Genomic DNA, 17,784 nt, shown 5'->3' with positions numbered 1-17,784 from the left:
GCCCGGCCTCCACGGCCTCGGCCGAGACGGTCACGTCTGTCATCAGGTGCTACTTCCTTGATCGGGAGTTACACCGTTCTTTTTACAGACCCGCCGCCGGCGGTGGGGAGGGGAGTTGGGAGCGGGAGTGGCTCGGACGTAACGCTTCCGGCGGACTGACGCTGTGTGGGGGGCCTCCGGCGGGATGGTGCTGGTGGGCTGACGGGGGGTCAGTGGCTGGGGGTGGGCTCCAGGAGTTGACGTTGGTCGTCGCGGATTCGGCTCGGCGGGAGGGTCAGCAGCCATGCGAGGAGCTCCGGTCCGACTGGCAGGTCGCTGTAGAAGCCGAGTCGTAGGTCCGGGAGTTCGCCGTCGGAGAGCCAGGTGGTCAGGGTGTCTGCCAGGTGGGTGTCGGCTGCGGGGGTGGGAGTGGCGGACCAGGTGTGGAGCCATGGTGTCGGGGAGCCGGAGGCTGCGGTGAGGGTCTCGAAGGTCTCGGGGGCGGAGGGCCGGGCCGGGTAGTGGTCCAGGGTGGTGTCCCACCAGGCGTCCAGGACGGCCTGGACCAGGTCCGCGGAGGGCCACTCGCGCCAGTTCGCGGCGTACAGCCGGGCGCCGACCAGGCTGCCGTCGAGATCGAGCCGACCGGTCGTCAACTGGCGTAGCACGCGCGGCGCGAGGCGACGGTACAGGGTTGGGAAGTCGCCCCAGTGGGTCGGGTGCTTGGCGGCCGCGGAGTGCAGTAGGCCGTTCGGGAGGAGCGCGGGCGGCCCGGCCAGGGCTCCGAGCTGGGCGGGGGTGAAGCAGTGGGTGCAGCCGTCGACGCGCGGACCCGGGCGTGCGGTGCGGTCGAGGGCGTCCAGGGCGTGGTGCAGGCGCTGCTGCGCGGTCGTCATGCCGTCCCTGCCGTGGGTACTCCGCCGGGGTGGCGGCGAAGAGGGCGACGCTACCAGAGGGCGAGGTCCGCGCGGGTGGCGGGGAGCTGACAGGATGGGGGGCGTCAGGTAGCGGGTGAGGTGAGGAGTGGCATGCAGCGCCGGGTGACGATCCGGGATGTCGCGGCGCGGGCCGGCGTCTCGGCCGGGGCGGTGTCCTTGGCGTTGAACGAGCGCCCCGGGGTCTCCGCCGCGACCCGGCAGCGGATCGTGGACGCCGCCCGCGAACTCGGCTGGTCGCCGAACCTCGCCGCCCGCTCGCTGGCCCGGGCCGACCAGGTGCACACGGTCGGCATGGCGCTCACCCGCGGCGCGGCGTCCGGTCTCGACCAGGTGCAGATGGCGCTGATCGGCGGCATCGAGCAGGTCCTCGCCGAGCGGCCGTGCGCGCTGCTGCTGCAGACCGTACCCGACCGGGACGCCGAGATCGCGCTCTACCGGCAGTGGTGGCAGTCCGGCCGGGTGAACGGCTCGGTGCTGGTCGGCGTGGTCGCCGACGACCCCCGCCTTGAGCCCGTGCACAAGCTCGGCATGCCCGCCGTCGCCGTCTGCCACCCGTCGCTGAGCGGACCGTTCCCCGCCGTGTGGACGGACGACGCCGCGGCGATCGGCGAGGCCGTCCGCTACCTCGCGCTGCTCGGCCACCGCCGGATCGCGCACGTCACCGGACCGCAGTCGCTCGGCCGCACCCTGCTGCGCACCGAGGCCCTCACCGCGACCGTGGCCGCCCTCCCCGGCGTCACCGCCCGCAGCCTCCCCACCGACCTCTCCGCGCACGCCGGGGCCCGCGCCACCCGCACCCTTCTCACCAGCCGCGACCGGCCCACCGCCCTCGTCTACGACAACGACCTGATGGCCGTCGCGGGCATCGCCGTCGCCGACGAACTCGGCCTCAGCGTCCCGCGCGACGTCTCGCTGGTCGCCTGGGACGACTCCGACCTCTGCCAGATCACCCGTCCCCACCTCTCCGCCCTCGCCGACGACCCCTTCGCCGTCGGCGAGGAGGTCGCCCGCTGCCTGCTCGCCCTGCTGGACGACGGCCACGCCACCTCCCGGGTCTCGGGCACCCCGGTCCTGGTCCCGCGCGGCACGACGGGGCCGGCGCCGCAGGAGCGGTGAGCGGGCGTCAACCGGGATCGACCTCCGCGCCGCGCGCCGTGCGCGCCTCACTCGACGGCCCGGCCTCGGGCTGAACGCCGCCCGGCCCGCCGTCCCGGCCGGCCTGACCCGCAGTCAGGCCGCCAAGGCCGCTGGAGGCAGCGCCGTGTGACCCGCCGTCAGGCCGCCGGAGGTGGCGCCGTGGAGCCGCGCGGGGTGAGCTGGGGGGCGTGGTCCTGGTAGCCGTCGGTGGGGCGGCCGGCGATCAGGGTGAGGAGGGTGCGGGCGGCGTGGGCGCCGTAGGCGTGGATGTCGCGGGTGAGCGCGGTGAGCGGCGGCCGGACGACCTGGGTGAGCGGGGAGTCGTCCCAGGCGACGAGGGAGAGGTCGCGGGGGACGGTGAGCCCGAGCTCCTGGGCGACCGAGAGGCCCGCGACGGCGGTGATGTCGTTGTCGTACAGGATCGCGGTCGGCCGAGTGGGGGAGAGCAGCAGCCGGCGGGTTGCCCGGGCGCCCTCCTCGCCGGTGTAGTCGGTGTGCACGGTCGGCAGCGGGTCCAGTCCGAGGTCGGTGCAGGCGGCGGCGAAGGCCTCGTCGCGCAGGGCGGTGTGCACCAGGCCGGTGAGCCCGGCCACCCGGCCGATCCGGCGGTGGCCGAGCGCGGCGAGGTACTCGACGGTCTCGCGGGTGGCCGCGGCGTCGTCCGACCAGACGGGTGTGAGCCGGCCGGAGCCGGACGGGTGGCCGATCACCACGGTGGGCAGGCCCATCTCCTCCAGCGCGGGCACCCGGGCGTCGTCCCGGCGCAGGTCGACCAGGAGCGCCCCGTCGATGTGCCGCTCACCCCACCAGCGCCGGTACGCCTCCAGACCGCGTTCGTGGTCGGAGACCACCTGCAGCGCCAGTGAGTAGGAGGCCTCGGACAGCACCTGCTCGATGCCGCCGATGAGTTCCATGAAGAACGGTTCGGTCCCGAGCATCCGCGCGGGCCGGCAGAGCGCGAGCCCGACGGCCGCGGCCTTCGCACCACTCAGCGCCCGGGCGGCGCTGTTGCGGACGAAGCCGAGCTCCTCGGCGACCACGGCGATCTTCGCGCGAGTGGCGTCCGAGACACCCGGTTGACCGTTCAAGGCGTTGGAGACCGAGACCTTGGACACGCCGACGATCCTGGCGATGTCGGCGATGGTCGGCCGCTTCGCCGGCGGGCTCTGCTGCGGGGACACCTGCTCCACGGACTTGACGGAACCTTTCGCACGCGGGAAGCGGACCGTGCGTCCGCCCCCTCAAGCTACTACGCCCGGCGGGCCCGAGACGGCCGGAGCGCGGCTGCCGGTCGACCCGTTCGGTGAAGCGGTAAAGCGCCGAGCTTGTCCAGCACCGGCCGCGCGGCGATCTCGTGGGCACCGGCAGCGCTCCTGACTGCATCCAGGACGTGAGTTGACGTGCCGGGAAGCGAGTCAAGCGCACCACATAACCGGTTTATGGACAGCGTCGCCGGGGCGGGTTACCGTGCTCGCGCCGATGACTCACCGTCCCGGTCAGGCCCTCCGATGGGAGCTGTACAGATGACCCACACCACCCCGCTCGGGCAGGGCTGGAGCCTGCGCCACGGGGACACGCGGCTGCCGGCCGTCGTCCCCGGCTGCGTCCACACCGACCTGCTGGCGGCCGGGCTGATCCCCGATCCGTACCTGGGCGTCAACGAGTTGGAGGTGGCGTGGGTCGGACGGCGCGACTGGACCTACACCAGTGACCTGCCGGCCCACGCGGGCGGGTACGAGCGCACCGACCTGGTCTTCGAGGGCCTGGACACCGCCGCCACCGTCACGCTCGGCGGTGTCGAACTGGGCCGCACCCGCAACATGCACCGCACGTACCGGTTCGACGTGACCGGCCTGAGCGGCGAGTTGGCGGTCGAGTTCACCAGCGCGTACCAGGAGGCCGAGCGGGTACGGGAGTTGGTGGGCGCGCGGCCCAACGAATACCCGGAGCCGTTCCAGTACATCCGCAAGATGGCCAGCAGCTTCGGCTGGGACTGGGGCCCGACGCTGCCGACCGCCGGGATCTGGAAGCCCGTCCGGCTCGAGCACTGGTCCACCGCGCGGCTGGCTGAGGTCCGCCCGCTGGTCACCGTCGACGGCACCACCGGCCTGGTCGAGGTGCGGGTCACCGTCGAGCGCACCGCCGCCGGCGCGGGCCGCCCGCTCACCGTCCGGGCCGCGGCGGCGGGCGCGAGCGCCGAGGCGGTGCTCGACGGCGACCACGGCGTGCTGACCCTGGAGGCCCACGACGTCGACCTGTGGTGGCCGCGCGGGTACGGCGACCAGCCGCGCTACGGACTGACCGTCAGCCTGCACGACGGCGCGCGCGAACTCGACGCCTGGCAGCGGCAGATCGGCTTCCGGACCGTCGAACTCGACCGCGGCGCCGACGAGTTCGGCACCGCCTTCACCCTCGTCGTCAACGGCGAGCGGCTGTTCGTCCGCGGTGTCAACTGGATCCCCGACGACACGCTGGTCGCCCGCGTCACCCCGGAGCGCTACCGCACCCGGCTCCGGCAGGCCGCCCACGCCAACGTCGACCTGGTCCGGGTCTGGGGCGGCGGCATCTACGAGCAGGACGTCTTCTACGACGCCTGCGACGAACTCGGCCTGCTGGTCTGGCAGGACTTCCCGTTCGCCTGCTCCGCCTACCCCGAGGAGCAGCCGCTGCGCGGCGAGGTCGAGGCCGAGGCCCGGGACAACGTGGTCCGGCTGATGCCGCACCCCTCGCTGGTGCTGTGGAACGGCAACAACGAGAACCTGTGGGGCTTCCGCGACTGGGGCTGGGAGGAGGAACTCGCGGGCGACTCCTGGGGCGAGGGCTACTACCTCGGCCTGCTGCCGCGGATCGTCGCCGAACTCGACCCCACCCGCCCGTACACCGCCGGCAGCCCCTGGTCCGGCTCCTGGGACCACCACCCCAACGACGTCGACCACGGCACGCACCACTCCTGGGAGGTGTGGAACCGTCAGGACCACGCCGAGTACCGGGCCAGCGTCCCGCGCTTCGTCGCCGAGTTCGGCTGGCAGGCCCCGCCCGCCCACGCCACCCTGCGCCGCGCCCTGCCCGGCGAGACCCTCGCCGCCGACTCGCCCGGCATGCTGCACCACCAGAAGGCCACGGACGGCAACGGCAAGCTCGACCGCGGCCTCGCCCGGCACTTCGCGCCCCCCGCCGACTTCGACCGCTGGCACTACCTCACCCAGGTCGTCCAGGCCCGCGCCATCGCCACCGGCATCGAACACTGGCGCTCCCACTGGCCGCGCTGCGCCGGCACCGTCGTCTGGCAGCTCAACGACTGCTGGCCGGTCTCCTCCTGGGCGGCGATCGACGGCGACGGCCGGCTCAAGCCGCTCCACCACGAACTGCGCCGCCTCTACGCCGACCGCCTGCTCACCCTGCAGCCCGCCGACCGCGACGGTGCACCCCGGACCGCCCTGGTCAACCAGTCCGCCGAGCCCTGGACCACCACCCTGCGGCTGCGGCGCCTGGACGTCGACGGCAAGCTGCTGGCCGACACCTCGGTCGAGCTGACCGCCGACCCGCGCGCCGTGCTCGCCCTCCCCGTTCCGCCGGCCCTGCTGCCCGTCCCCGGCTCCGCCGAGGAGTACCTGGTGGCCGACGCGGACGGCCTGCGCGCCGTCCACTTCCCGTCCGTGGACCGGGAGTTCGCCTACCCCGAGGCCGACTACGCGCTCACCCTGGAGCCCGTCGCCGACGGCGCGCTGGACGTCCTGGTCACCGCCCGCACCCTGGTCCGCGACCTGCTGCTGCAGCCCGACCGGATCCACCCCGCCGCCACCGCCGACCGGGGCCTGACCACCCTGCTGCCGGGCGAGCGGCTCCGGATCCGGCTCACCGGCGCGCCCGAGGCCACCGTCGAGGAGGTGGCAGCGGCGCTCTACTGCGTGTGAGCGACGGTTGATGACGAGCCGTCAGAGCTGGTCGGGGGCGCCGGAAAACCGGGTGGGCGGCGCGGTACGGGGCTGGCAGGATGCCCGGCATGACGACTCCCGACCACACCGACGACCACCGGCAGGCAGCCCGCGACTCCCTGGAGGGCCTCGCCCTCGGCGACGCCTTCGGGGAGCGCTGGTTCGGGCTCTTCCGGAAGCCGTCGCAGGCGTACGAGCAGATCAGGGCCCGCCGGACGCCGGAGGAGTCGCCCTGGCACTGGACCGACGACACCGCGATGGCCCTGGCCGTGTACCGGGCCCTGGTCGACCAGGACGGGGTGAACCGCACCCAGCTCGCCGCGATGTTCGGCGCCACCTTCCTCGCCGACCCGGGCCGGGGCTACGGCCGCGGCATGAAGCTGCTGCTGCCCGTGCTGGCCGAGCAGCCCGCGCGCTGGCCGGAGGAGTCCCGCGAACTGTTCGACCGTCAGGGCAGCCTCGGCAACGGCGCGGCGATGCGGGTCGCTCCGCTCGGGGCCTGGTTCGCCGACGACCTCGACGAGGCCGCCGAACAGGCCGCCTACTCCGCCGAGGTCACCCACGCCCACCCCGAGGGCATCGCGGGCGCCGTCGCGGTCGCCCTGGCCGCCGCCCTCGCCGCCCGCGGCCGCCGCCAGGACGCCCCGAGCGGCGCCGCGCTGCTCCGCACGGTCGCCGACCGCACGCCGGAGGGCGCCGTACGCGACGGGGTGCGGGCCGCCGCCGAGCTGGCCCCCACCACCGAACCCTGGCGCGCCGCGGACCTGTTGGGCAACGGCCGGCACATCCGTGCCACCGACACCGTCCCCTTCGCCCTCTGGTCCGCCGCCCACCACCTCGACAGCCTCACCGACACCCTGTGGACCACCGCCGAGGGCCTCGGCGACGTCGACACCACCTGCGCCATCGCCGGCGGCGTCACCGCCGCCCGCACCGGCCTGACCGACATCGCCCCCGAGTGGCTGTCCCGCCGCGAGGCGCTACCCGCGTGGGTGAGCGAGGGCTGACCCCCGGGCTCATCGGTCGACGGCCCCGTTGGTCGGCAGCTCGTCGGCCGACGCTCCGTCAGTCGACGGGCTGTCAGGACGGGGCGAGAAGCGTCCGCAGCGTGAGGTCGGCCAGGTCGGCCTCGTGGCTGGTGGGGGAGACGGCGTGGCGGAATGGCTGGGAGGCGAAGAGGGAGATCAGCCACCAGGCGCCGGTGGCGGGGGCGAGGTCCGGGCGGAGGGAGCCGTCGGCGCGGCCTCGGGCGAGGAGGTCGGTGAGCGTGTCGGCGACGAGGCGGTTGGCGCGGCGGGCGGCGTCGAGGACGCCGGGTTCGTGGGTCAGGGTCTGCGCGTCGGAGAGCAGGACGCCGAGGGTGCCGCGGTCGTGGACGCGGGTCAGGTGCGCGGGGGCGAGGAGTTCGGCCAGCCACGAGCCGATGTCGGGGCAGCGGTCGGCCCAGGCGGTGAACGCCGCGGTCATCTGCTCGGCGGCGTGGTCGAGGACGGCGGAGAAGACCGCGGCCTTGGAGCCGAAATTCTGGAAGACCACCGGTTCGCTGACCCCGACCCGGCGGGCGACCTCGCTCATCTTGCTGCGGTGGTAGCCGAGTTCGGAGAAGACCTCGGTGGCGGCGGCGAGGATCGAGGCGCGCCGGTCGGCGGCGCTGAGCCGCACGCGGGCGGGCGGGTCTGAGGTCGGCACACGGCCATCGTAGCGACCCCTTGCCAGCAGACTTAGTCGCAACTAAGTTGATTCTCGCCAAGAGAACTTAGTCATGACTAAGAAAGGCTCGCTCATGGACCTCGCAGGCTTCCTGCACGGCACCGCCGACTCCCGCACCGGCGGTCAGACGCTCACCCACGGGCGCGGCTACGACGTCTTCACCAGCGCCTTCTTCGCCGGCCGCCGCGACCGCGTCTACCGCCGCCTCGCCGAACTGAGCGGCGCCCGCCCGGGCGAGCACGCCCTGGACGTCGGCAGCGGCACCGGCTACCTCACCGTCCGGGTCGCCGAACGCCTCGCCCCCGGCGGCACCATCCGCGGCATCGACCCGTCCCCGGACTTCCGCGCCCAGGCCGCCCGCGCAGCCGCCGGACGACCCGGCTGCACCTTCGAGGACGGCGTCGCCGAGCGGCTGCCCGCCGCGGACGGCAGCTGCGACCTGGTGGTCTCCGCCCTGATGCTGCACCACCTGCCCGAGCCCGACCGGGCCATCGCGGTCGCCGAGATGCACCGGGTGCTGCGCCCGGGCGGACGGCTGCTGCTCGCCGACTTCCGGCCGCCGACCAGCGCGCTGGGCCGTCACCTGGTGGGCGCGGCGGTCGGTCCGGTGATGGAGAACAACCCGGTCCACCTGATGCGCCCGCTGGTCGAGCAGGCCGGGTTCGGCGGCGTCGAGGAGGGCGACCTGCGACCGTGGGTGCACTACGTCCAGGCGGTCCGGTGATCGGCGCCGACGGGTCGCGGGCCGGGCCGCCGGGTAGCAGCGGGACGCTGGCGGGCGCCGACCGGGGGCTGCTGGGTGCCAACCGGGCGCTGCGCGTAGCGGTGGTCGTCCTGCTGATCGGCGGGCTGGCGCTGCACCTGTGGCTGGGCAGCCGGCTGCCGCTGCTCGCCGTCGTGGCGGCGCTGCTGTGCCACCTCGGGGCCCTGCTGACCGCCCGCCGACTGCTGCGGCGCGGGAACCGGCGGGTGGTGGCGGCCGTTGGCGGAGGCGGGGGCTCGGAGGGCGCGCGGGGTACCGGTTAGGCTGGCCCGACCGGTTCTTTACCGAGATTTTCCGTAGTGCCGTGCGCCGCCGGCCCGCTTCATCCTGCCCAGACGGAGGTACTCCGCCTTGCACCTCGACCAGTGGATCGAGAGCGTCCCGCCGACCTCGGTGTACGTCATCATCGGTCTGATCATCGGCCTGGAGAGCCTGGGCATCCCGCTGCCCGGCGAGATCGCCCTGGTGACCTCCGCGCTGCTGGCCGCCAAGGGCGTCGTCAGCCCCTGGGGCGTCGCCGGGTGTGCGATCGCCGGCGCGATCATCGGTGACTCGATCGGGTACGCGATCGGGCACAAGGGCGGACGGCCGCTGTTCGCCAAACTCGGCCGGAAGTTCCCCAAGCACTTCGGACCCGAGCATCTGGCCACCGCCGAGCGGGCGTTCCAGCGCTGGGGCATGTGGGCGGTGTTCTTCGGCCGCTTCGTCGCCCTGCTCCGGATCTTCGCGGGCCCGCTGGCCGGCACCCTGCGGATGCCGTACTGGCGCTTCCTGGTCGCCAACGTGCTCGGCGGCGTGGTCTGGGCCGGCGGTACCACGCTGCTGGTGTACCAGGTCGGCAAGGTGGCGGAGAAGTACCTGCAGGGCGCCTCGTACATCGGCCTCGGCGCGGCCGCACTGTTCGGGGCCGGGTCGGCGCTGATCATCAAGCGGCGGGCGAAGAAGTCGCGGGCGCAGCACCCGGAGCAGTCCGGCGGCAAGAGCGGCGAACCGCTCACCGACACCGTCGCCGAACCCGTGGAGTGACGGCGGCCCCTCGGTGGGCACCGCTGGGCGAGACGTGCAGGCCGGTCCCGGTTGCGGGGCCGGCCTGTGGCGTTCCCGGTGCGGCGGAGCGGGGGCGGATCCCCGTGTCCGGCGTACCCGCGGGTGCGGGCAGGGAGTAGGGTCGGCCGGGCGACATGATCACGGAGGTGGGGAATGGCACGGCAGGAGAGCGACCCGCGCGCGTGGACGGCGGTCGACGAGTACATCGGTGACCGTTTGATCGGGCACGACGAGGCACTGGAGGCGGCGCTGGCCGCGGCCGACAAGGCCGGGCTGCCGCAGATCGCGGTCGCCCCGAACCAGGGCAAGATGCTGCACCTGCTGGCCCGGATCCAGGGTGCCCGGCGGATCCTGGAGATCGGCACCCTGGCCGGCTACAGCGCGATCTGGCTGGCCCGCGCGCTGCCCGCGGACGGCACCCTCACCACCCTGGAGCTCGACCCGGCGCACGCCGCCGTCGCCACCGCCAACCTCGCCCACGCCGGTCTCGCCGACCGGGCCGAGGTCAAGGTCGGCGCGGCCCGCGACACCCTGCGCGAACTCGCCGAGGCCGGCACCGAGCCGTACGACCTGGTCTTCATCGACGCCGACAAGGCAAGCATCCCGCACTACATCGAGGCCTCGCTGGCGCTCACCCGCCCCGGCTCGGTGATCGTGGTCGACAACGTGGTGCGCGACGGCAAGCTCGCGGACGCCGACAGCGAGGACGAGGCGGTGCGCGGCGTCCAGCGGATGCACGACCTGCTCGCCGCCGAGCCGCGGGTCACCGCCACCACCGTGCAGACCGTCGGCAGCAAGGGCTACGACGGCTTCACCCTGATCCGGGTGGAGGGCTGAGCATGCGGATCGGACTGCTCGGCACCGGCCCCTGGGCGGGCTTCGTGCACGCCCCCGCGCTGGCCGAACACCCGGACGTCGAGTTCGCGGGCGTCTGGGGCCGCCGCCCCGAGGCCGCCGCCGAACTCGCCGCCGTGCACGGCGTGGACGTCTATCCGACGGCGGAGGCGCTGTTCGCCGACGTCGACGCCGTCGCCATCGCGCTGCCCCCGGACGTGCAGGCGGCTTTCGCCGTAAGTGCCGCCCAGGCGGGCTGCCACCTGCTGCTGGACAAGCCGGTCGCCGCCACGATCGACGCCGCCCGCGCGGTGGAGGACGCCGTGGCCGCGGCCGGGGTCGCCTCGGTGGTCTTCTTCACCGTCCGCTTCGGCGACCGGCAGGCCCCCTGGATCGCCGAACAGGCCGCCCAGGACGGCTGGTTCACCGCGCACTGCCAGTGGATCGGCTCGGTCTTCACCACCGACAGCCCGTACGCGGCCTCCGCCTGGCGGCAGCAGAAGGGCGCGCTGTGGGACGTCGGCCCGCACGCCCTGTCGGTGCTGCTGCCGATCCTCGGCGACGTCGAGCAGGTGACCGCCGCGCCCGGCCCCGGTGACACCACGCACCTGATCCTGCGTCACACCGGCGGCGCCTCCAGCACCGTGACGCTCAGCCTCACCGCCCCGCCCGAGGCCTCCGCCAACGGCGCGGGCCTGGAGCTGCGCGGCACCGCCGGCGTCGTCCAGCTGCCGGACCGCTCCGAGCACCCCACCGCCGCCTTCGGCCGCGCCGTCGACGCCCTGCTGGCCACCGCGGCCGGCGGCCCGGCGCACCCCTGCGACGTGCGCTTCGGCCGCCGGGTGGTCGAACTGCTGGCCGCCGCCGAGGAACAACTCCTGCGCGGCGGCAAGCACTAGGGTCTGTCGTCACCCGAGTACACCCCCGACGAGGGCTTCCCCCGCACGCCGAGAGCACGAACGAGCCACCGCGGGGCCGCGACGGGGTTTGACGACAGACCCGGCGCGGGGCTTCGGATCGCCTCGCGTCAGCGGGTGGCTCCCGATCCCCCGGTGGGGCCGGGGGCTGTCGGCGGCTGACGAGAAGTCGGGGCGGGTGTGCGGGGCGGCTGGGCCGGGTTCGGCAGCGGGGGTGTCGTCGATCGGGTGAGGCGGGTCGGCGGATCGGTGCGCGGCGGGTGGACGGCGGGCGGTGATGTGACCGTCCGGGGCCGGGCGGCGGGGTGACGGTCCGTGGGGCGTGTTGGAATCTCCCGCGGGTGCGGACGCCTACCCGGGTCCCCGCACCGTGCACGTGCATCCACCGGCCGAACTCCTCACCCGAGGGAGCATCATGTCCGTCGCACGAACCGTCCGAGCTGCCCGAGCCGTCCTGGTCGACCGCCCTGCTCGCCTGCTGCTCGCCGCCCTCGCGGCGGCGGCGCTGGTGCTCTCGGGCACCGCCGCGACGAGCGCCTCCGCCGCCCCCACGGGGCTGGACGGCGCCTGGGCCTGCTCGGTCCCGTCCGGCTACGTCTACGACCAGGTGGCGATGAACCGGACCTGCAGTGGCGGCGGCAACTGGAACTCGCCGCAGTTCCACCTGCGCACGCCCGTCGACGGTCTGACGGCCTGTACGAGCGCGCCGGGCTTCGTCTACGACTCGATCGGCTGGGGCACCGCGTGCAGCCAGCAGTCCGGCGTGGTCGCCAACACCTACCACCTGCGCACCCCGTACGACGGGCTGACGGCGTGTGTGGCGACGCCCGCCTTCACCTACGACTACGTCAGCTACACCACCGCGTGCAGTCTGAACCAGGGCGTCCAGGCCACCACCTACCGGCTCCGCACGCCGGTCAACGGGCTGTGGGCGTGCAGCGTCCCCAGCGGCTTCACGTACAGCGCCACGACCTCGAACCTGGACTGCAGCCTGATCAGCGGCGTCCCGTCCACCAAGTTCCGGCTGCTCGGCTGAGCCGGGCTCCCGCTCGGCGGCCGTCCGGCAGGACTCGCGGTCGGCCGCCGCCCGCGGGGGTGCCCTCAGGGGTTCGCGGGGCGGCGGTCGGCGGGGCGGCGCGGTGGGATCGGGGTGGCCGGGAAGTCCCGCGGCCCGGCCCACAGCGCCGGGACGGCGTCGGCGCGGCGGGCCAGCTCGTAGGCGATCGCCTCGTAGTTGACCCGCCAGCCGCGGAAGTGCGGCCAGGCGTCGATGACCGGGCGCTCCAGGCGCATGCCCGCCGCGGTCACCATGGCCGCCGCCGCGTCGAACTCGGCGAAGGTCAGCCGGATCGGACCCTCCGGATCCGGATCGGCATCGAACGGGATGCGCAGCGAGGTCGCGATGTCGCGCAGCGCGGTGAACCCCGCGCGCAGCATCAGCCGGGCCTCCGGCGGGGCGGAGCGCGGGTTGAGGGCGAGTTGCATCGCCGCCGCGTCCATCACCGCGATCAGGCCGACCACCCAGTTGCGGTGCGGCTGCGGGGAGCGGAACGAGATCAGCACCGGGTAGTTGGAGTGGCCCTCGCCGAGGTCCGCCGCCAGCCGCTCCCAGTCCCGGTACAGGTCCGGCAGCTCGCTCTCGGTGCGCACCAGCGCCTGACGTGCCAGCAGCTCCGGCCCCCAGGCCGGCTCGCCGGCCCGCGACTGCAGCAGCGTCACCTCCAACTCCCGCCGGTTGTACGCCCCGTACAGGGTCGGCAGGTAGGCGATCAGCAGCGCGATGATCAGCGGCCCGTTGGCCGCCGCCAGGAAGTCGATCAGCGACAGGTGCAGGCGGTCGCCGCTGGCGAAACCGAGCGTGAACAGGCTCGACCCGGCCTCCCGGAACGACACCGTCCAGCTCAGGTCGGACGTCCCGCGCAGCAGGAAGGTGTACGCCAGCAGCGTCGACAGCAGCCAGCATCCGAGCATCCCCAGCAGGATCAGCGGCGCCAGCCAGGTCTGCGCCCGGTCGATCGCCCGGTACCCGCCGAACGGCGCCGCGACCGTGCGCAGCACCAGCCGCAACACCCGCCACAGCCGCTGCACCAACGCCGAGTACAGCCCGCGCGGCACCACCAGCGTCCGCAGGATGCTCCCGACCGTCGCCGCCAGCAGCGCAGCCCCGGCCAGCGTGAAGATCACTCTCATGCGGGCCATTGTGACCCCCCACCACTCCCGCACCCGGCACCCGGGCCCTCACCACGCCCCGCACCCGGCGACGGCGCGGGGGTCGGCGGCGGGCCTGGCTGCGAGCGGACGACGAGAGGTCAGGGGGTGGGAAGGGGGCCGAGGAAGGCCCGTCATGAGGCGGCGAAGGCGTCGGTCGGGCCGGGCTGCCTGTGGACGATGAGACGTCAAGGGGCCGGAACGGGACGGAGGTAGCGCCGGTCGCGGGTGGCGAAGGCGCTGCGCGGGCCGGTCGCCCGGAGGACGACGTCGAGGGCGGCGGACGGGGCGGCGGCGTAGGTGTGGCTGAACCAGGGCATGTTGGCCTCCACCGCCGCCCAGCGGGCGGCTCCGGTGTCCGGGTCGTGGAGGCGGCCGACGTCGAGGGTGACGGCGCTGGGGAGGGTGTGGGCGGCGTCGGTCAGGAGGCGGTGGGCGAAGACGAGCGCGGCGTCGGCGTCCGGGTCGGCGGTGAGCGGGGCGGGGTCGAGGCGGCCGAAGCGGGCGTAGCGGCTGCCGGTGCGGACCCGGCCGTCCAGCACGAAGAAGCGGAACTCGACCGCGAAGGTGACCACGTCGGAGACCAGCACCGGGGTGTCGGGGCCGATCCGGTCGCCGGTGCGCGGCAGGCGCGCACCGTCGGCGTACACCGCGGCCGGGAACTGCTTGTCGCTCGGCGGCTTCACGAACGCCGGCCGGCGCAGCGCCCACGCCTCGGCGAGGGTGGTCAGCTCCACCCGCCGGCCGGTGAACTCGCGTGGCAGCTCGGCCAGCCAGCCGTCCGAAGGCTCCAGCAGTCCGAGGTCCAGCGACCCGGCCAGCCGGTCGGCGGCGAGCGGGCCGCCGTACCAGTGCACCGTCCGACCGTGCAGCGGCTGCACCGTCAACGGGCCGTCGGCGATCGCGTGGGTCAGCCCGCGGCGGAGTGCCTGCTCGATCAGGAGGGCGCCGGTGGTGGTCCGCTGCGCGGTGGTGAGCAGGACCGGCGGGGTGGCGGACACGGCTGACGACTCCTCGGTACGGGGCGGGCCGTTCCCGCCGGGTCGAGGGGAGTCTGGCCGAGCGGCGCGGTTCGCCGCCTCCGAATAAGTCGGCGCGCGGGCATCCGGAGGGCCGCCCGGGAAAACCTGTTGGGTGCGGCGGCGGACGGGGGTAGAAAGGGCGGGTTTGCCGGGAAGAGCGAGTGGGGGAGGACCGATGGCGGTTCCGGCCGGGATGACGGTGCGGGCGGCGACGCTCGATGACGTGGCGGCGGTGTGCGCGCTGCTGAACGCGGTGGACGAGATCGAACTCGGGCGGGCCGAGACGGAGTTGCACGAGGTGGCGGAGGAACTCGGCCATCCGGACGTGGACCTGGAGCGCGACTCCTGGCTGCTGGCCGACGCCGACGGGCGACTGGTCGGGTACGGGCTGGTGCGCGGCCGGCCGGGCGACCAGCGGATCGACCTGGACCAGTACCTGCTGCCCGACCAACTCGAGGGCGCCCTGCACCTGTTCGACCTGATGGAGGGCCGGGCCGGCGAACTCGCCGCGGCCGGCGGCGCGCAACGCGCCGTCCTGCACCTGCACCTCAACTCCGAGCCGACGGTGGACACCGACGCGATGCGCCGGCGCGGTTGGAGCCCGGTGCGCCGGCACCACGTGCTCACCCGCTCCGTCGACCCGGTCGCCGACCCGGCGCCCGTCCCGCCGCCCGGCGTGACGCTGCGCGCCTGCGCGGACGAGTCGGACCGCCGCACCGCGCACCGGCTGCTCGAGGAGTCCTTCGCCGACCACTTCGACTTCCGGCCCCGCAGCTACGAGCAGTGGCTGGCCGACGTCGAGGGCGCGGGCCTGGACTGGTCGCTGGTGTGGATCGCCGCCGTCGACGGCCTCGGCGACGCCGCCGTGCTGCGCACCCGCGACGACCGCTCGGCCACCGCCTGGGCCTCCCAGCTCGGCGTCGTCCCCGCCGCCCGCTCCCGCGGCCTCGGCGGCCACCTGCTGCGGCACTTCTTCGCGCACTACGCCGCCCGCGGCCGCACCCGCGTCGGCCTGGGCGTCGACACCGCCAACACCACCGGCGCGCCGGCCCTCTACGCCCGCCACGGCATGGTCCTGGACTTCGCCGTCGACACCTGGGAGCTGGTCCTGCCCCTCGGCAGCTGACCGCGGCCCCGCCCGCGGCCGGGAAGAGGAGCTTCCGGCCGCGGGCGGGTGGGTGACGGTCGGTCGGCCGCCTCCGCAGGTGACGCGGCGTCAGCCGTTGGCGAGGGCCTGGACGCGGTCGAGGGCGCCGTTGAAGTAGTTCTGGTCGCCGGGGAAGGTGCCGGAGTCGGCGTACTGCCAGATGGTCTGGTAGGACCAGCCGTTGGGCAGCGTGCCGACCGAGGCGGCGTAGCGGGCGATCCACAGCGGGTTGGTGGCGCCGAAGGAGCCGTTGTTGCCGGTGCAGGTCGTCCACCAGTCGGTGGTCGTGTAGATCACCGGGTAGCGGCCGGTGCGGGAGTGCACGGTGTTGGAGAAGTCGCGGATCCAGCTGACCATGCCGGCCTGGGTGAGGCCGTAGCAGGTGGCGCCGTAGGGGTTGTACTCGATGTCCAGGGCGGGCGGCAGGGTCTTGCCGTCCTTGGACCAGCCGCCGCCGTGGTTGACGAAGTAGTTGGCCTGGGTGGCGCCGCTGGAGGCGTTCGGCAGCGCGAAGTGGTAGGCGCCGCGGATCATCCCGACGTTGTAGGACCCGTTGTACTGCTGGGCGAAGTACGGGTTGGTGTAGCCCGTGCCCTCGGTGGCCTTGGTGTAGGCGAAGCGGGCGCCGTTGGCGTACGCCGTGCTCCAGGCGACGTTGCCCTGCCAGCTGGAGACGTCCATGCCGCGGGTCTGGGTGACGGCCAGAGCTGCGAAGGTGTTCGCGGCGACTGTCTCGCGGCCCTCGTGGGCGGCGACGGTCGAGCCCGCGTAGTCGCGCTCGGGGTGGAAGCCGGCCGGGTTGCCCGGCTTGGCGGCCTGCGCGGCGGGGGCGACGGCGACGGCCCCGCAGAGCAGGGCGGCCGAGGCCGCGACGGTGGCGGTGCGACGGAGCAGGCGGGTGGTGCCGGAAGCGGTCATGACGACTCCTCAATCCGGTTGCCGCGGCCGGGGTCGGCCGCATGCGGAGAAGATATAGTCATGGCCCCGTCAGTCAACAGGGTGTTGAACGCATACTTCGAACGGATGTCCGTGTGGCGAACAGACATAGTTGTTTCCCGCGAACACCCCTGGTTCGGCCGAATGTTGACGATGCGACAGGAAACCGCTGGTTGCTGGCGCCGACCCACCCCGCCCGGGTAGCGTGGGTGGTGATCGAGCGGGCCGGAAGCGACGTACACACTCGGGCAGGGGGACACGGCGGTGGCGGACGGACGGCTCCTCGCGGTCAGTGATCTGCACACGGCCGTATCCGAGAACCACGCCATCCTGGAGACGCTGCGCCCGGTCACCCCGGACGACTGGCTGATCGTCGCGGGCGACGTCGCCGAGCAGGTCCACCAGGTCGAGGACTCGCTGCGACTGCTCACCGAGCGCTTCGCCAAGGTGATCTGGACGCCCGGCAACCACGAGCTCTGGACCACCTCCGACGACCCGGTCACGCTGGACGCGCCCGCCCGCTACCGGCTGCTGGTCGACCGCTGCCGCGCCCTCGGCGTCACCACCCCCGAGGACCCCTTCCCGGTCTGGCACGGCCCGGACGGCGACTACGCCATCGCCCCGGTCTTCACGTTGTACGACTACACGTTCCGGGTGCCCGGGGTCAGCACCAAGCGCGAGTCGCTGGCTCGTGCCCGGGAGTCCGGGGTGGTGTGCACCGACGAATTCCTGTTGAATCCCGCGCCGTACGGAGGCGTCGAGGAGTGGTGCCGGGAGCGCGTCGAGTCCACCGAGAAGACGCTCGCCGCCCACGACCCCGCGCTGCCGCTGGTCCTGGTCAGCCACTGGCCGCTGGTCCGCCAGCCCACCGACGTGCTGCGCTACCCCGACTTCGCCCAGTGGTGCGGCACCGAGCTGACCGGCGACTGGCACCGCCGCTTCAACGTCGCCGCCTCGGTCTACGGCCACCTGCACATCCCGCGCACCACCTGGTACGACGACGTCCGCTTCGAGGAGGTGTCGATCGGCTACCCCCGCGAGTGGCGCCGCCGGGGCCACCCCCGCGGACTGCTCCGCCAGATCATGCCGTACCCGGGCCCGCCGGAGACGCCGATCCCCGCGCCGTAGCAGCGGGCGGCTCCCCCATGGGGGCTTGGGGCCATCGGCGGCGGACGAGAAGCCGTCGAGATGAGTGCCCCGGCGGTGCTCGC

17 protein-coding genes are annotated in these 17,784 nt (G+C 74.0%); 11 read left to right on the top strand and 6 right to left on the bottom strand.

All coding sequences use genetic code 11. The features are described 5' to 3' along the window. Positions 1–209: 209 nt before the first annotated feature. A complete protein-coding gene (locus AB0K51_RS26525; protein WP_363459656.1) occupies positions 210–875 on the bottom strand; it encodes a hypothetical protein in 666 nt (221 codons plus the stop codon). 132 nt (positions 876–1,007) lie between these two features. Here AB0K51_RS26525 and AB0K51_RS26520 point away from each other — a divergent pair, with 132 nt between their 5' ends. Next, positions 1,008–2,033 carry a LacI family DNA-binding transcriptional regulator gene (locus tag AB0K51_RS26520; protein ID WP_363459655.1) on the top strand — a complete coding sequence of 342 codons (1,026 nt, stop codon included), beginning with the start codon at positions 1,008–1,010 and terminating at the stop codon, positions 2,031–2,033. 158 nt (positions 2,034–2,191) lie between these two features. Here AB0K51_RS26520 and AB0K51_RS26515 read toward each other — a convergent pair whose 3' ends face one another. Next, on the bottom strand, positions 2,192–3,244 hold the full coding sequence (locus tag AB0K51_RS26515; protein ID WP_363459654.1) for a LacI family DNA-binding transcriptional regulator: 1,053 nt from the start codon (positions 3,242–3,244) through the stop codon (positions 2,192–2,194). Positions 3,245–3,577: 333 nt separating this feature from the next. On the opposite strand from AB0K51_RS26515, the gene AB0K51_RS26510 reads away from it, so the two are divergent. After that, positions 3,578–5,968: a glycoside hydrolase family 2 protein gene (locus AB0K51_RS26510; protein WP_363459653.1), complete on the top strand. Its 2,391-nt coding sequence runs from the start codon at positions 3,578–3,580 to the stop codon at positions 5,966–5,968. 89 nt (positions 5,969–6,057) lie between these two features. Further along, positions 6,058–6,996, top strand: a complete 939-nt coding sequence (locus AB0K51_RS26505) for an ADP-ribosylglycohydrolase family protein (RefSeq protein WP_363459652.1) — start codon at positions 6,058–6,060, stop codon at positions 6,994–6,996. Positions 6,997–7,069: 73 nt separating this feature from the next. Here the strand turns inward: AB0K51_RS26505 and AB0K51_RS26500 are convergent, their stop codons facing one another. After that, positions 7,070–7,678 carry a TetR/AcrR family transcriptional regulator gene (locus AB0K51_RS26500; protein ID WP_363459651.1) on the bottom strand — a complete coding sequence of 203 codons (609 nt, stop codon included), beginning with the start codon at positions 7,676–7,678 and terminating at the stop codon, positions 7,070–7,072. A 94-nt stretch (positions 7,679–7,772) separates the two neighbouring features. Here AB0K51_RS26500 and AB0K51_RS26495 point away from each other — a divergent pair, with 94 nt between their 5' ends. The 6 genes from AB0K51_RS26495 to AB0K51_RS26470 all read left to right on the top strand — a co-directional run bounded on the left by AB0K51_RS26495 (position 7,773) and on the right by AB0K51_RS26470 (position 12,296). After that, the gene (locus tag AB0K51_RS26495; RefSeq protein ID WP_363459650.1) at positions 7,773–8,423 is read left to right on the top strand and encodes a methyltransferase domain-containing protein; all 651 of its coding nucleotides are present in this window, start codon (positions 7,773–7,775) and stop codon (positions 8,421–8,423) included. Next, positions 8,420–8,725 (top strand): hypothetical protein, encoded by a 306-nt coding sequence (locus AB0K51_RS26490; RefSeq protein ID WP_363459649.1) that lies wholly within the window; start codon positions 8,420–8,422, stop codon positions 8,723–8,725. The genes AB0K51_RS26495 and AB0K51_RS26490 overlap by 4 nt, the downstream gene beginning before the upstream one ends. Before the next feature lie 88 nt (positions 8,726–8,813). Next, on the top strand, positions 8,814–9,488 hold the full coding sequence (locus tag AB0K51_RS26485) for a DedA family protein (protein ID WP_363459648.1): 675 nt from the start codon (positions 8,814–8,816) through the stop codon (positions 9,486–9,488). Positions 9,489–9,662: 174 nt separating this feature from the next. Next, complete coding sequence (locus tag AB0K51_RS26480; RefSeq protein ID WP_363459647.1) at positions 9,663–10,346, top strand: O-methyltransferase; 684 nt, start codon at positions 9,663–9,665, stop codon at positions 10,344–10,346. A gap of 2 nt (positions 10,347–10,348) precedes the next feature. Next, positions 10,349–11,242 carry a Gfo/Idh/MocA family oxidoreductase gene (locus tag AB0K51_RS26475; RefSeq protein ID WP_363459646.1) on the top strand — a complete coding sequence of 298 codons (894 nt, stop codon included), beginning with the start codon at positions 10,349–10,351 and terminating at the stop codon, positions 11,240–11,242. Between the two features lie 433 nt (positions 11,243–11,675). Further along, positions 11,676–12,296 carry a hypothetical protein gene (locus AB0K51_RS26470; RefSeq protein ID WP_363459645.1) on the top strand — a complete coding sequence of 207 codons (621 nt, stop codon included), beginning with the start codon at positions 11,676–11,678 and terminating at the stop codon, positions 12,294–12,296. Between the two features lie 65 nt (positions 12,297–12,361). Here AB0K51_RS26470 and AB0K51_RS26465 read toward each other — a convergent pair whose 3' ends face one another. Continuing rightward, on the bottom strand, positions 12,362–13,450 hold the full coding sequence (locus tag AB0K51_RS26465; protein WP_363459644.1) for a hypothetical protein: 1,089 nt from the start codon (positions 13,448–13,450) through the stop codon (positions 12,362–12,364). Between the two features lie 206 nt (positions 13,451–13,656). Continuing rightward, positions 13,657–14,469 carry an ATP-grasp domain-containing protein gene (locus tag AB0K51_RS26460; RefSeq protein ID WP_363459643.1) on the bottom strand — a complete coding sequence of 271 codons (813 nt, stop codon included), beginning with the start codon at positions 14,467–14,469 and terminating at the stop codon, positions 13,657–13,659. A gap of 196 nt (positions 14,470–14,665) precedes the next feature. On the opposite strand from AB0K51_RS26460, the gene AB0K51_RS26455 reads away from it, so the two are divergent. After that, entirely contained in the window at positions 14,666–15,616 is a 951-nt protein-coding gene (locus AB0K51_RS26455; RefSeq protein ID WP_363459642.1) for a GNAT family N-acetyltransferase, read from the top strand. Between the two features lie 90 nt (positions 15,617–15,706). Here AB0K51_RS26455 and AB0K51_RS26450 read toward each other — a convergent pair whose 3' ends face one another. Beyond that, entirely contained in the window at positions 15,707–16,555 is an 849-nt protein-coding gene (locus tag AB0K51_RS26450; RefSeq protein WP_363459641.1) for a lysozyme, read from the bottom strand. Between the two features lie 282 nt (positions 16,556–16,837). Between AB0K51_RS26450 and AB0K51_RS26445 the strand changes: the two genes are divergently transcribed. After that, entirely contained in the window at positions 16,838–17,701 is an 864-nt protein-coding gene (locus tag AB0K51_RS26445; protein WP_363459640.1) for a metallophosphoesterase, read from the top strand. The last annotated feature ends 83 nt before the right edge of the window (positions 17,702–17,784 follow it).

Origin of the sequence: Kitasatospora sp. NPDC049285 (assembly GCF_040678815.1) — a bacterium.
In the GTDB taxonomy this organism is placed as follows: Bacteria; Actinomycetota; Actinomycetes; order Streptomycetales; family Streptomycetaceae; genus Kitasatospora.
Note: the sequence above shows the minus strand (reverse complement) of the source record. Positions and strands in the feature narration are given on the sequence as shown.